The sequence below is a fragment of the Xanthobacter cornucopiae genome (genome assembly GCF_043195065.2).
Lineage (GTDB): Bacteria > Pseudomonadota > Alphaproteobacteria > Rhizobiales > Xanthobacteraceae > Xanthobacter.
The window spans coordinates 2,946,003-2,959,596 of the sequence record NZ_CM195531.1; the positions used below are offsets into that span (position 1 = coordinate 2,946,003).

Consider the following 13,594-nt stretch of genomic DNA (forward strand, 5'->3'; position numbering starts at 1 on the left):
GCGGCAAGTGGCGGGCGGCAGCCTCGGAGCGGAGCATGAGGCCCGCGCGGGATCCAACGGGCTTCAGGGCGGCCCGGACAATCCCGGCGCAGGACACACCAGGCGGCAGGAACACGCTGCGGTTCCCCTCGCCCTCTCTTTCGGAGTACCAAAACAACATGACGCAAACGGTAGAGGCCGATCTTTCGCGTCTCCTTGAACGTCTCAAAACAGCCCAGCGCGACCTTCTTCTGACTGCCGCCAAAAGCAACACCCTTCCTTCCGACGGCATGCTTCGCAAGATCTCGGAACTCGAGGGCGCGATCGCCGCCGCCGAGGCCCTGATCCAGGAAGAGCACGAAAGTCCCTGAGCTCGACGCCCTGAGACGGAGGGGCTCTCGCGGCCGCCATAGGGCCGCCGAGCCCCTTCCGCGTTTTGACGTACCCGCACGGGGCGATGTGACACCCTCTCGCCACCCGGCCCCATCGGCGGATCGCACCCGAGCGCCGATATCCCGCGTGCCGACATCCCCCCGGTGAGCCTCGCCTTCTCAAGGCCCCGCCCGAGACCCACGCACGGGCCACCTTCGATCAGACAGCCGGCGGCCGGCCCCTTGCCTTGCCGCCACGTCCGCAGCCACCTCACTCCAGTTCGTCCCTCACGCGCGGCACAGCGGCGGGACGGCGACGACTTGCCGGGGCGCCTGCTCCATCCCGCTCCGCTCATCCCTGCCCGCCCCACGCCTGCCGACGGTCGAAACACCGGACGCTCCCAGAGGACCGCGCCGCAATCGCAGCCGCGGAGCCTTCACAGCGCGTGCCGACCATCCCGGACGGGCAAGCGAGCCCCGCACGCCCCCGGCACAAACGCGAGGCGCGCAAGGCAAGGCGCGCAAGGGCGCCGTGCTCCAGAGTCGCCGGTAGAGACTCCGCGAGGTGCCCCCAGCCGCCCAAAGAGACGGCGGACGACGGCGCCCCACCCAGGATGGCCAACCACTCGCCCGCCGTCTCGTCCTCGCCCATCGAACCGGAATTTCCCGGCCCCGGCATGGCTCTGGCCCGCGATCTCCGCGTGAGACCATCACCGCACCGCCGAAGCCCACAGCCCGCGAGGTCTGGCGACCAGGCGACGCCCGCCCGCACCCGCGACACTGGCGCCTCCGGCGACGGGCGGACGCAACACCAGGCCGAACATCGCGCCGGGCGGCCAGCCGGTGCCAGCCGAACATGTCCTGCCATGAGGTCAGGATACCAACCAGACGCGCAGCCGGGTTCCTCGCGGGACCGCACCAGGGTAACCCCTCAACGGCTCGCCCCAGATGGTGTTGCCGCAGGCCCGAGGGCGGGGAGGAAATTACCGGGCCTGCGATCGCACCGCGTCGCGCGGCCGCGCGCGGGTTTGATGCGGTTGAAGCAGCGTTCGACGGCGTTGCGCAGATTGTGGCGCCGCCGGCTGACGGCATAGCTCCGCTTGCGGGTGAACGGGGCGGCCAACCTGAAGGGGCGGCCCAAGGCGCTGTTCACGGTGGGCACCCGCGATCCGCTCCTCAACGACACCTTGTTCATGGCCAATGCCTGGTTCATGGCCAATGCCTGGTTCATGGCCAATGCTTGGCTCGCCGCCGGCAACGCCACCGAGCTCGCTGTCTATCCCGGCGGCTGCCATGTGTTCACCGGCTTTCCCGGCTCCATCACCGAGCAGGCCCTGAAGCCGGTGGATGCCTTCCTGTCCGATTTCTGATGACGCCGCTCGGGTGGAGCGCCTGCGCCCCCCATTCGCGCAAGCCTCACTCCAGCCGTGGTCTTAAGCGCGCCTAACCAAACCTGCAGAGGGCTCTGAAGCCTATGATAGCAGCGGCGTGGCCGCATAAGGCGCGGTAGAGATCGGCGGTGCGCCCGTTGCGGATGGCGCGGCGGCGGAACGGGTTGATCCGGGTGAAGGTGCGTCCGACCATCAACAGTGCTTGCCGAGATGCTCTGAATTTTCGATGCCGCGACGGGCGATGGGGGCGTGACGGCGCACTTGCGCAGGTCTTTGCGGCAACGGGCAAAGTCTAAGCCTTGTCGGCATCGAACTTTTCAGGCCGCTTGCGGGGCCGGCCGCGCGGTTGGCGAACGGGATGGACCACGTCGACCACCGAGGTCAGCGCCCTGCTGTCGTCCCGGCAGGCTCCGGTCAGGACGACGGCGAGAGGCAGGCCCCTTCGGTCGACCACGATGTGCCGCTTGGTACCCGTCTTGCCGCGGTCGGTCGGGTTCGGCCCGATCGCGCCGCCTCCTTTTGGCGGGCACGGAGAAGACATCGACGCTGGCGCGCGACCCGCCGGTCCCGCCGGCGAGGTTCAGCCGCTCCAGCATGCGGGGGTGGATCTCGTCCCACAGGCCGGCATCCTGTCAGGCCCGCAGCCGTCACCAGCAGACCATGCCAGAGTATCTAGCCACCTCTAACGGCAGCCGTTCCCACGGGATCGCGGTGTAGGTTGTGTCTGCATTTCGCGTAGCCAGATCATTGGGCATGCGAGATGGGCGAACCCCATGAATGCGGAGATCGTTTTGTCGCAGCGCAGGGCAATCCGACGGAAGCGTTTGATACCATCGGCCCCGGTCTTCGACCGGTGCCAAGTGGGTCCGCTCAAGCGCCGCGCGGGCTTGACCAAAGGCCCATGAGTCACGCTCATGGGCCTTTGGTATGAGTTTGTTGAAGAAGCACTCGACCTGATGGCGCTCTTTGTAGAGCCGCCAGTCGATTATAGGCTTTCGGGTCCGGCTGGGATTGGCCTTGATCTGCGCCGTTGCGCCGAGATCATCGGCAATGAAGATGCGCAGCGGATCGGCATCGGAGGCAGCATCGGCGATGACGTGACCGACGCCACGCCGGCCTTTCAGGAGATCCAGCGCCTGTGGAGCGTCGCCACGTTGTCCCGGCGTCGGGTGAATACGGATCGGCAGTCCGATGGCATCGACCGCAGCGTGTAGCTTGGTCGTCAGCCCGCCACGCGAACGGCCAATCGCGGCAGCTTCAGCCCCCCTTTTGCGCCACTTGCATCGGCGTGGACCTTCGAGATCGTGCTGTCGATCAGGACGTATTCGAAGTCCGGCGTGTCGGCCATCGCATGGAACAGCTTCTCCCAAACGCCAGCGTGCGACCAACGGCGGAACCGCGCATGGACCCCGCTCCATGTGCCGAACACCTCCGGCAGATCACGCCAGCGTGCTGCATTGCCCGCCCTCCACAAAATGGCATCCACGAACAGCCGATTGTCGACCCCGCTGCGCCCACGCAGCCCATCCCGGCCAGAAAGCCGGCCAGGACGATGGTTCGCAATCCGCTCCCATTGATCGTCCCTCAGCGTGCGTCTGCCCATGAGCTGGCTCCTTCGCCAGCCTTGAATCAGAACTCACCCATGATCGGAATCATCAAATGCAGACAGGCCCTAGGGCACGAACAGGATGCCGATCAGCGCCTCGCGGTTCCCCACCAGCGTCCGCCCGCCCTTCGGCGTGGCGCTGTGGCAGGAAACAACAGAGCGATTTCCGCCCACAAGGCATCGGGCAGGAGCGTCTTGACCATGCCCGAGGCTCGGCCAAATTGGGTTAACAAATGGTTTTGGCGGGTGTTCTAAGGGGACGCCGCCTAGCTGCGCTCCGCCACCAGCCGCGCCATGGCCGCGCGCAGGGCGGGAAAGCCGGCTCCGGTCTCGCTGGAGGTGGGAAACACCTGCGGATAGGCGGCCGGACGCCGGCGGATCTTGTCCTCCACCCCGGCGATCACCTGCGGCAGCGCGCTCGGCTTCACCTGGTCGACCTTGGTGAGCACGATGGCGTAGGACACCGCCGCCTTGTCCAGCAGGTCCAGGATGTCCTCGTCCACCGGCTTGATGCCATGGCGGGAATCGATCAGCACGAACACCCGCCCAAGGTTCACCCGCCCGCGCAGATAGGCGCGGATGGTGCGGGTCCAGGCATCCACCTTCTCCTTCGGCGCCTTGGCGAAGCCGTAGCCGGGCATGTCCACCAGCGTCAGCTCGGGCTGGGCGCGGAAGAAGATGAGCTCCTGGGTGCGGCCCGGCGTCACCGAGGTCCGCGCCAAAGCCTTGCGGCCGGTCAGCGCGTTCACCAGGGACGACTTGCCCACGTTGGAGCGCCCCGCCAGGGCCACCTCGACCCCCTGCATGGGCGGCAGCACGTCGGTGGTGGGGGCGGCGGCGATGAACTGCCACTCGGCCGCGAACATCAGGCGGCCGGTTTCCAGGAACGGATCGTCCCCGGGCACGGTGTCGGAAGCGCTTTCGGTCATGGCGCCTTATCCTAGAGCCGGAGCGACAACGCAAGGCGCGCGCACCACGGCGCCACCCCGGCGCGGTCAGACCGGGATACGCACCGTGGCGCGCAGGCCGCCAAGCGGGCTTTCGGCCAGGACGATGTCGCCGCCATGGGCCCGCGCCACGTCGCGGGCGATGGACAGGCCCAGCCCCGACCCGCCCTCGTCCTGGTTGCGCGCATCGTCGAGGCGCAGGAACGGGCGGAACACATCGTCCCGCTTCTCCTCGGGAATGCCCGGGCCGTCGTCGTCCACGGTCACGATCAGCCAGCGGGCGTCGCGGGCGCCGGAAATCTCCACCGTGTCCGCGTGGCGCACGGCGTTGCTCACCAGATTGCCGATGCAGCGCTTGAGCTGCTCGCCCTTCACCTCCACCAGCGGTGGCCCCATGAAGCTCGCCCGCGCCGTGGCACCGTCCCGCTCCGCGTTCTGGCGCAGATCCTCGATCACCGCTCCCATGTCGGTCAACGCCGTCTGCTCGCCGGGGTCGCCGCGGGCGAAGGCGAGATAAGCCTCCAACATGCCCTGAAGCTCGTCCACGTCCTTCTTGAGCGCAGCGGTGTCGCCATTGTCGGGCAGGAAGGCCAGTTCCAGCTTGAAGCGGGTCAGGATGGTGCGCATGTCGTGCGACACGCCGGCGAGCATGGTGGTGCGCTGCTCCATCTGCCGCTCGATGCGCCGCTTCATCTCCAGGAAGGCGACCGCCGCCCGCCGCACCTCGCGCGCGCCGCGGGGACGGAAGTTCTCCACGTCCCGCCCCTTGCCGAACGCCTCCGCCGCGTCCGCCAGATTCTCGATGGGCCGGATCTGGTTGCGCAGAAACAGGATGGCCACCGTCAGCAGCACCAGGGAAGTGCCGACCATCCACAGCAGGAAGATATGGGAATTGGAGGCATAGGCGGTGTTGCGCTGGGCGAAGATGCGCAGCACCGCGTCATCCATCTTCACCCGCACCTCGATGAGGTTGGAGCGCCCCACCGTATCCACCCAGAAGGGCTGGGTCACCCTCTGCCCGATCTCCCGCGACAGGGCGCTGTCGAGCACGGAGAAGAAGGGCTTGGGGCCGGCCGGCGGCAGCGGGTCGGGTGGCAGCACCGCCACGTTGAGCTGGAGATTGCGCCAGGAGATGCGGCGCAGGGCGGCATAGTCGTCGGTGGGCGGCAGCTCGCGATAGAGCGCCACCACCGCCGAGATGTCCTGGCTGACGGCCGCCGACAGGCGCCGTGTCACGGTGTTGTAATGGCGTTCCATGAACACGAACGCCACCACCGATTGCAGCAGCACCATGGGCGTGACGATGATGAGCAGCGAGCGCGGATAAAGCCCCTTCGGCGTCACCCGGTTGAACCAGTGGCCGAAACGGTGGTTGGCCTCCTTCAGGGCATGGCCCACGCCCTTCAGCCCCGACCGGCCGCGCGCCCCGAGGCTCAAGGCGTGACCACCAGCCGGTAGCCGATGCCCCGCACCGTCTGCAGGTAGACCGGATTGGCTGGGTCCCGCTCCAGCTTGCGACGCAGGCGGTTCACCTGCACGTCCACCGCCCGCTCGCTGGTGGCGCCGCCGCCGGCCAGGGCCAGGCGCGGCACCGTCTCGCCGGGCTCCTCGGCCAGGGTGCGCAGCATGTCGCGCTCGCGCTCGGTCAGGCGCACGATCTCGCCGTCGCGCGCCAGCTCGCCGCGCTCCAGATGGAAGGTGAAGTCGCCGAAACGCACGCTCTCGATGGCCTTTTGCGGCGGCGGCAGGGCCCGTTTCAGGATGGAGCCGATGCGCAGCAGCAGTTCGCGCGGCTCGAACGGCTTGGCGAGATAATCGTCCACCCCGGCCTCCAGGCCGGTGATGCGGTCCTCGGTCTCGGCGCGGGCGGTCAGCATCAGGATCGGCACCGCCGAGGTCCGGCGCAGCGCGCGGGCAAGATCGATCCCGTTCTCCCCCGGCATCATCACGTCCAGCACCAGCAGGTCGAAGGTCAGCCCCTCCAGCCGGCCGCGCGCCTCGGCGGCTGAGGCGGCGGTGGTGACGCGGTAGCCGTTCTCCACCAGCAGGCGCGACAGCAGGGTGCGGATGCGGGTGTCGTCGTCCACCACCAGCAGATGGGGCACGTCGTCCGGCAGCTGCGGCGCAGGGCGGGTCTCGGCCGTCGGCTCAGACATTACGGGGCTCCCTCATGGACCAGTGCGGGTGGACCGGCGCTGTGGGGCAGCGCTGCCGGGCCGGAGCGCCGGCCCCGGGGTGGCTCCGGCTGTGCACGGCGCGGGCGCTGCGCGTCAAGCCGGCAGAGGCGGTTTCAGGCGTCCGGAGCCGCTCAGCCCCCTTTTCGCCCCTTACCCCCCCTGGGGGCCCTTGGCCCGGCGGGCGCGATCGGCCCGCTGGATCAGGCGTTCCACCGAAGCGCGATCCTCCGGATCGATCATGGCGAGAAGAAAGCGGCGCACGGTTTCTTCCGATCCCGGGCCGCAGGCATCGAGCGCGCGGGCGATGCGCCGGCTCTGGATGCCGAGGAAGTCCCGCGCCAGCTGCTCCGCCTTCGCGGTGGGATAGAGCAGGCGCTGGCGCCGGTCGGCGGCGCCGGCCCGGCTCTCCACGAAGCCCTCGTCCACCAGCTCGCGCAGCACCCGTCCGAGACTCTGCTTGGTGATCCGCAGGATGTCGAGCAGATCGGTGACGCGCATGCCTGGGTTGCGGTTCACGAAGTGGATCACACGATGATGCGCCCGGCCGAAGCCGATGGGCGCCAGGATCTCGTCCGGATCGCCCACGAAGTCCCTGTAGGCGAAGAACAAAAGCTCGACCAGATCGACCAGCGGCACACCGTCCCGGATGTCCTCCGACGCGGTGCGCGCGGTGGGATCGGCCGGCGCGAGGGCGGTGTTTATGTCAGCCATATTGACTTTTTCGGTGTGATCGTTACTTAGAACAGCAGTTTCGCGAAATGATCGGTCGCCGTCGAGCCCGAAGGCGAGCGATCATTTCGCGGCGCAGCCCGCTGGTTGCCAGACCCTGGAGCCGGCGTAAAGATATTCCCACGGACGACCGCTGCAAAGGCTCCGCGCCACATGCTGGCGCCGGTACTGGCGGAAGACGTGGGAGAAAGCCGCGCGGACGACGCGGCCTGAACAGGAGCGAAGAAAATGAGTGCACCGGGTGTCCCCTTCGATCAGCGCGATGGCTGGATCTGGTACGACGGCGCCTTCGTGCCGTGGGCGGACGCCAAAGTGCACGTGCTCTCGCACGGCCTGCATTATGCCAGCACCGTGTTCGAGGGCGAGCGGGCCTATGGCGGCGAGATCTTCAAATCCATCGAGCATGCCGAGCGCCTACGCCATTCGGCGGAGCTGCTGGACTTCACCATCCCTTATTCCATGACCGACATCGTCGCCGCCAAGAAGGCGACGCTGGAGAAGAACGGCCTCGTGGACGCCTATGTCCGCCCGGTGGCCTGGCGCGGCAGCGAGGCCATGGGCGTCGCCGCCCAGCACAACACCGTGCACCTCGCCATCGCGGTGTGGGAGTGGCCGAGCTATTTCGATCCCGAGCAGCGCCAGAAGGGCCTGCGCCTCGACCTCGCGGAGTTCCGCCGGCCCGATCCGGCGACCATTCCGTGCAAGGCCAAGGCGGCCGGCCTCTACATGATCTGCACCATCTCCAAGCACCGGGCCGAGCGGCGCGGCTTCGCCGACGCCATGATGCTGGATTATCGCGGCTACGTGGCCGAATGCACCGGCGCCAACATCTTCTTCGTCAAGGACGGGGTGATCCACACCCCCACCCCCGACTGCTTCCTGGACGGCATCACCCGCAAGACCGTGATCGGCCTCGCCCGTCATCACGGCATCGAGGTGATCGAGCGCCACATCAAGCCGGAGGAGCTCTCCACCTTCTCCGAATGCTTCGTCACCGGCACCGCCGCCGAGGTGACCCCGGTGGGTGCCATCGCCGACTGGCACTTCACGCCGTCGGGCATCACCCACCAGCTCATGGACGCCTACACGGCCGCAGTCCAGCCGAAGAAGCAGGCGGCCTGAGCCGGCCTGCCCCCGCATCCGCCGCCCACCCCGGGCGGCGGCACAGGCCGGGGGTACCGGGAAGTGACATGACGTTCCGCCCCGCGTCCGGACCTCCACCGGGCGCGGGGCTTTTCCGTTGTGGAGCTTTTCCGTTGCGGACCCTGGCCGGTGCCGCCGGCCTCAGACGTGCTGGCCGCCGTTGATGTGGATCTCCGCGCCGTTGAGGTAGGAGGAGATGTCGGTGCACAGCACGTAGATGATCCGCGCCACCTCGTCCGGCGTGCCCAGGCGCTGCATGGGAATCTGCGCCACGATCTTATCGGTGCCCGGGGACAGGATGGCGGTGTCGATCTCCCCCGGCGCGATGGCGTTCACACGGATGCCCCGGCGGCCGAAATCGGAGGCCATCTCCCGCGTCAGCGCCGCCAGCGCCGCCTTGGAGGTGGCGTAGGCGGCGCCTGCGAACGGATGCACCCGCGAGCCGGCGATGGAGGTGACGTTGACCACGCTGCCCCGCGCCCGCTCCAGTTCCGCCGCCAGCCCCCGCGCCAGGATGATGGGGGCGAAGAAATTCACCTGGAACACGTCCACCCAGGTTTCGAGATCCGTGTCGAGGGTGCCGAGCCGCGAGCCGCCCTCCCCCTTTGGAGAGATGGCGGCATTGTTGACCAAGGCGTGGAGGCGTCCATCCGGCAGGCGGCGTTTGACCTCGGCGACGGCGGCCAGGGTGCTGGCCGGGCTTGAGAGGTCCACCTGCAGATGGTCCTCCGGCCCCGCCCCCCAGGGGCATTTGTCCGGAAAGGCATGGCGCGAGCAGGTGAGGACCCGCCAGCCGGCGGCCGAGAACTGCTTGACCGTGGCATGGCCGATGCCGCGCGAGGCGCCGGTGAGCAGCATCACCGGCTGCGTTCCGTCCACGGCCATGGCCGGACCCGGCGCGGACTGCCCCCCCGGTCCGCCCCCCGCCCCGCCGTGGGCCACCGGACAGCGCGGCCCTTCAGGCGCGGAATTTTCAGGAACCTGAGCCCCGGGCATGCCGGCCGACGGAGCGAACGCCTCGGACCCGGCGCCTGCGGCGGCCGCTGAAGCATGGGGGCAGGCGGGCTGATCGGTCATCGGGGGTCCTCGCGAGGTCGGTCCGGCACCGCGCGCCAGACGGCGCACGACTCCGCGCTGCAGCTCCCGGTGCCGCAGCGGGATGACGCGGTCAAGGGGTGGACGGGGCTCCCGCCCCGTTCCCTCAGTCCTTCCGGCGAAAGCCCTTGAGCACAGTGTTCAGCACGGTCAGCGCCACCGCCGGCAGGGCGCTGTCCAGCGGGTTGCGCACGAAGGCAGCGAGGCGCGACACGCTCGCCCCCGCCGTCTTCAGATCGGCGTTCACCGCCGCCAGCGCCGCCGCATGCACCTCGGTGGCGAGCCCCAGCTCGCGGCCCGGCTTGACCCGCGCGCCCAGGACCGCCAGCAGAGCCGCCAGCACCAGCGCGCCGGCGCCGGTGAGGGTGGCGGCCAGGATCGGCCCGTAGATGCTCTCCAGCGCCAGGAAGCCGGCGATGCCAAGCATCACGAGGCCGAACCCGCCCACCACGCCGGCAACGGCATAGAAGCCCGACTTCGCAGCCGCCCGGCGCAGATGAATCTCGGCGATGATCAGGTCGGCGCGCAGCAGCACGCGCACGTTCCGCGCCAGGGTATCCAAGTCGCTCATTGTCCCCCGCCCCGCTTCCACAGGCCGCCGATGACGAAGCCCAAGGCCAGGCACACCCCCACCGCGGCGAGCGGATGAGCCCTCACCCACGCTCCCGCATCGGCAAGGTCGCGGGCCGCCGCGGCCTTCACCCGCTGGGCCGCCTCCCGGGCCGCCGCCTCCGGGCCGGCGGCGGCGATATCCGCCCGCAACGCCGCCAGGCGGTCGGCCATGGTGCTGTCTGTCATGCCCGTCTCCCTCGACACGCGGCGCGCGCCCTGGCCATCAGCATGGACCGCCACGCCGGGTGGCTGTCAAGCGCCGGGGCCGCTCGCGAGCACGGCGGCACGGCCGGCGGCGAACGGGAGGCCTCGCCCTGCGTCATGGTTCCATCATAGGCGGCGGCTCCAGCGCTGCTATAAGACAGCAGTCACGGGAGGATCGCATGACGCGGCGCATCGATTATTACTTCTCCACCATCAGCCCCTGGAGCTTCATCGGCCACGCCCCCTTCATGGCGGTGGCGGCCCGGCATGGCGCCGAGGTGGCCTATCACCCCGTTTCCCTCGGCCCGGTGTTCGCCGAAACCGGCGGCCTGCCGCTCGGCCAGCGCGCGCCGCAGCGCCAGCGCTACCGCATCCTGGAGCTCCAGCGCTGGCGGGTGAAGCGCGGCATCGACTTCCACATCCACCCCGCCTTCTGGCCGTTCGACCCGACCCTGGCCGACCAGACCGTCATCGCCGCCCTCCAGTCCGGCTATCGGGTGGACAGCCTGCTGCCGGCCCTGTTCGCAGCCGCCTGGCAACTCCAGCAGAACCTGGGCGACCCGGCGATCATCGCCGCCGCCGCCGACGCGGCGGGCCTGCCCGGCGCCGAGCTGCTCGATGCCGCCACCGGCGAGACCGCCATCGCCGCCTATCTCGACAACCGCGCCAAGGCGGTGGCCGCCGACGTGTTCGGCGCCCCCGCCTATGTGCTCGACGGCGAGGTGTTCTGGGGCCAGGACCGCATCGAGCTCTTGGACGACGCCCTGGCCAGCGGCCGCGCGCCCTTCCTCGCCGACGTGGACTGAGGCCATCGGTCCCGGTCCTTGACCGGCGCCGCGTGGATTCGCCCAGGCGCGGCGAGGCCTCCGGTTCGAGCCCTCGCCCTCCACCGGCTCCCGCCCGGCGACGCCCCGCTTCAGCCCCGATCGCGGCGGAAGCTGTCCGCCGGCGGGGTTCGGCGCCGGCCTTGACGCCGGACAGGCCCCACACAGGCCGCCTCAGGAGACGCCATGACAACGCCACCCCTCGCCGCGTTCGCCCTGATCGCCCTTGCCGCGCCCGGCCTTGGAGGGCTTGCCGCCCCCGGCGCGGCGCTCGCCCAGTCCGACACCTCGGTGATGCCGCGTCAGTCGCGCTACGCCTTCGCGCCGGTGCCCGGCGGGGCGCTCAAGCTGGACACCCAGACCGGCCAGGTTTCCTTGTGTACCACCGGCGCCACGGGCTTCGCCTGCATCGCGGTGCCCGACACCCGCGACGCCTATGAAGCGGAAATCGCGCGTCTCCAGGACGAGATCGCAACCCTGAAGCAAGGCGCCGCGGCCGACCAGGCCCGGCCGCCCGCGCCCCCGCCCGCCGTCTCCGACCTCGACACGGCGCTGAGCTATGCCGAACGCTTCTATCGCCGCTTCAAGCAGATGATCGACGACTTCCGCGCCCCGGACCCGAGCGAGAAGCTCTGAACGCCGCCCGCGAAGTCGGACTGCCCGGCCTGCGCGCGGCAGGCTGCCCCCCGATGCGCGCCACGGGGGCGGCATCGTGGCCCTGCGTAATGGCATGGCCGTACCGGCAGTCCTCGACCATCGGCCTTCCACGCTGATCCGGACCCCCTCGCCGTCGCCTTGGAGACCCGCCGCATGGGCAAGTCCGCCGGCGACGGAGACGGATCCGCGTCAGTGGATGCTCGCGTGGACCTGCGATCCGGGAACCGGCACACCGAGCAGGGCGTGGTAATCCACGTCGAACCGCTCAGCCAAGTCCCGCCACCAGGCGTCCCGGGCGAAGATGTCGAGCGCGCGCCGCATGGGTGGCCGCCTGGGCCTCGTCACCCAGGGCACGATGGCACAGCGAGACGTAGAGATGCCCGAAGGCGTGGTCGTCGTATTTGGACACCACGTTCTTCATGTAATGGAGGCTGACCTCGTAGCGTCCGATCTTCATGTTGTGATTGTGGACGAAATTCACCTTGAGCTGGGTTTCGTAGGCATAGGCCTCAAGCTTCACCGGATCGACTCCGGGCGCGCGGATAACCGATTTCGTCACCACGAAATCCCCGGCGTTCGTGTTGTCGATATAGCCGTTCTCGACACAGATGTCATAAAGCCGGCTACCGAAGATCGGTATGGCGAGATAGACATGGGTCCAGTCGAAGCCGTTCTCCAGCAGCATCTCCAGTGTCTCCTGGCGATGCTCGTCCTGCTCGCCCGGCAGCCCGGTCACAATGAACACATGCGAACGCACGTTGAATTTGCGCAGCGCCTCCACTGCCGGCTTGATGAGGCGCTTCTTCAACGGCTTCTTGATGATGTGGTTAAGCACGTGGTCGGACCCCGATTCCACCGCCAGCGCCACCGCCGAGACCCCAGCCTTGGCGAACAATTCCGCCACCTCGTCGTCGACGGCATAGACCGCGACCCCGTTGGGAAACTCGCAGCGGATGCCAAGATCGGCGAGCGCGCGCAGCAGTGTCTTGGCCCGGGCCTTGTCGTGGAAGAAGTGGTCGTCCTCCAGCATCAGCACTGTCATGCCGAACACGTCGCGCATGCGCGTGACGTCGGCGACGATCCGCTCGATCGACATGAAGCGCACATCCTGGCCGTGCAGCGACGGGTTTGAACAGAACACGCACAGGAACGGACAGCCGCGCGAGGTATGGATCCCCATTTCACGCTTCGGCTGGTTCGCATAACGCTTGTCGATGCCACGATTGTCGTAATGGCCGAGATTGATCATCTCGTAATTCATCTGCGGAATGTCATCGAGATTGACGATAAAGGTGTGTTGCGGCTGCTTCCCGCGCGCGATGCCGTCACGGGTGATCCACGACTTGTGGGTCGCCAGCACCTCCAGCCGGTCGTCGGCGTCGATCAGATCCTTGAGCGGAAGCTCGCCCTCGCCCTTGCAGATGGCGTCGAGGGCGGGGCAATGATCCAGCGTGATCTTGAAGGCAGCCGAGGGTAGCCCGCCGCCGGCGATGGTCAGGATCGACGGATCGCATTGCTTCACCACCGCCGCCAGATCCTCAATGTAGCGCGACGACGAGTTGAAGAGCCCGGAGATGCCGACGATGTCCGGCTGGAACTCCGAGATGATGGCCTGGAGTTCGGCAGCGAACACCGCCTCGAAGTCCCCCACTGCCCGCTCCTCCACCAGGCGTTTCAACGTCACATTGAGGTCCACCAGGCGCACCGCCTCCAGCCGCGTGCAATGGGCGGTCAGATAAGCCTCCATGGACAGGATGCCGTACGGAATAGTGAATGCCGGCAGGACAGCGGCCCGCGACTTGTCGAGATAGTCCGCCGCATTGAAATAGGGCGGGATGACAAAAAGCAGCTTGGTCATG

General features: G+C 68.5%; 13 protein-coding genes and 2 pseudogenes. 5 read left to right on the forward strand and 10 right to left on the reverse strand.

Annotated features, from left to right (window positions below):
• Nucleotides 1–158 precede the first annotated feature (158 nt).
• Together V5F53_RS12965 and V5F53_RS12970 are read left to right on the forward strand one after the other, a co-directional pair.
• Nucleotides 159–350, forward strand: a complete 192-nt coding sequence (locus V5F53_RS12965; protein ID WP_393997929.1) for a hypothetical protein — start codon at nucleotides 159–161, stop codon at nucleotides 348–350.
• A gap of 1,118 nt (nucleotides 351–1,468) precedes the next feature.
• A pseudogene (locus tag V5F53_RS12970) lies at nucleotides 1,469–1,720 on the forward strand (alpha/beta hydrolase); the annotation flags it as partial.
• A gap of 313 nt (nucleotides 1,721–2,033) precedes the next feature.
• Here V5F53_RS12970 and V5F53_RS12975 read toward each other — a convergent pair.
• The 6 genes and pseudogenes from V5F53_RS12975 to V5F53_RS13000 form a co-directional block, all read right to left on the reverse strand.
• Entirely contained in the window at nucleotides 2,034–2,282 is a 249-nt protein-coding gene (locus V5F53_RS12975; protein WP_393997927.1) for a transposase, read from the reverse strand.
• A gap of 388 nt (nucleotides 2,283–2,670) precedes the next feature.
• Nucleotides 2,671–3,344, reverse strand: a pseudogene (locus V5F53_RS12980) (IS5 family transposase); the annotation flags it as partial.
• Between the two features lie 269 nt (nucleotides 3,345–3,613).
• Nucleotides 3,614–4,276 (reverse strand): ribosome biogenesis GTP-binding protein YihA/YsxC, encoded by a 663-nt coding sequence (yihA, locus tag V5F53_RS12985; RefSeq protein WP_393997926.1) that lies wholly within the window; start codon nucleotides 4,274–4,276, stop codon nucleotides 3,614–3,616.
• Between the two features lie 66 nt (nucleotides 4,277–4,342).
• Nucleotides 4,343–5,731, reverse strand: coding sequence for an ATP-binding protein (locus V5F53_RS12990; protein WP_393997925.1), 1,389 nt, complete (start codon nucleotides 5,729–5,731; stop codon nucleotides 4,343–4,345).
• Nucleotides 5,728–6,450 (reverse strand): response regulator, encoded by a 723-nt coding sequence (locus V5F53_RS12995; protein WP_393997924.1) that lies wholly within the window; start codon nucleotides 6,448–6,450, stop codon nucleotides 5,728–5,730. The genes V5F53_RS12990 and V5F53_RS12995 overlap by 4 nt, the downstream gene beginning before the upstream one ends.
• Before the next feature lie 171 nt (nucleotides 6,451–6,621).
• Nucleotides 6,622–7,182: a MarR family winged helix-turn-helix transcriptional regulator gene (locus V5F53_RS13000; protein ID WP_393997923.1), complete on the reverse strand. Its 561-nt coding sequence runs from the start codon at nucleotides 7,180–7,182 to the stop codon at nucleotides 6,622–6,624.
• Nucleotides 7,183–7,428: 246 nt separating this feature from the next.
• Between V5F53_RS13000 and V5F53_RS13005 the strand changes: the two genes are divergently transcribed.
• Nucleotides 7,429–8,322: a branched-chain amino acid aminotransferase gene (locus tag V5F53_RS13005; RefSeq protein ID WP_393997922.1), complete on the forward strand. Its 894-nt coding sequence runs from the start codon at nucleotides 7,429–7,431 to the stop codon at nucleotides 8,320–8,322.
• A gap of 162 nt (nucleotides 8,323–8,484) precedes the next feature.
• Here V5F53_RS13005 and V5F53_RS13010 read toward each other — a convergent pair whose 3' ends face one another.
• From V5F53_RS13010 to V5F53_RS13020, 3 genes are all read right to left on the reverse strand, one after another.
• Nucleotides 8,485–9,201, reverse strand: a complete 717-nt coding sequence (locus tag V5F53_RS13010) for an SDR family NAD(P)-dependent oxidoreductase (protein ID WP_393997981.1) — start codon at nucleotides 9,199–9,201, stop codon at nucleotides 8,485–8,487.
• Between the two features lie 343 nt (nucleotides 9,202–9,544).
• Nucleotides 9,545–10,009: a hypothetical protein gene (locus tag V5F53_RS13015; RefSeq protein WP_393997921.1), complete on the reverse strand. Its 465-nt coding sequence runs from the start codon at nucleotides 10,007–10,009 to the stop codon at nucleotides 9,545–9,547.
• Nucleotides 10,006–10,236: a hypothetical protein gene (locus V5F53_RS13020; protein ID WP_393997920.1), complete on the reverse strand. Its 231-nt coding sequence runs from the start codon at nucleotides 10,234–10,236 to the stop codon at nucleotides 10,006–10,008. The genes V5F53_RS13015 and V5F53_RS13020 overlap by 4 nt, the downstream gene beginning before the upstream one ends.
• 197 nt (nucleotides 10,237–10,433) lie before the next feature.
• Between V5F53_RS13020 and V5F53_RS13025 the strand changes: the two genes are divergently transcribed.
• Together V5F53_RS13025 and V5F53_RS13030 are read left to right on the forward strand one after the other, a co-directional pair.
• Entirely contained in the window at nucleotides 10,434–11,060 is a 627-nt protein-coding gene (locus tag V5F53_RS13025) for a 2-hydroxychromene-2-carboxylate isomerase (RefSeq protein ID WP_393997919.1), read from the forward strand.
• Between the two features lie 204 nt (nucleotides 11,061–11,264).
• Nucleotides 11,265–11,714: a hypothetical protein gene (locus V5F53_RS13030; protein WP_393997918.1), complete on the forward strand. Its 450-nt coding sequence runs from the start codon at nucleotides 11,265–11,267 to the stop codon at nucleotides 11,712–11,714.
• A gap of 286 nt (nucleotides 11,715–12,000) precedes the next feature.
• On the opposite strand, the gene V5F53_RS13035 is transcribed toward V5F53_RS13030, so the two are convergent.
• Nucleotides 12,001–13,593 carry a B12-binding domain-containing radical SAM protein gene (locus V5F53_RS13035; RefSeq protein WP_393997917.1) on the reverse strand — a complete coding sequence of 531 codons (1,593 nt, stop codon included), beginning with the start codon at nucleotides 13,591–13,593 and terminating at the stop codon, nucleotides 12,001–12,003.
• Nucleotide 13,594 lies beyond the last annotated feature (1 nt).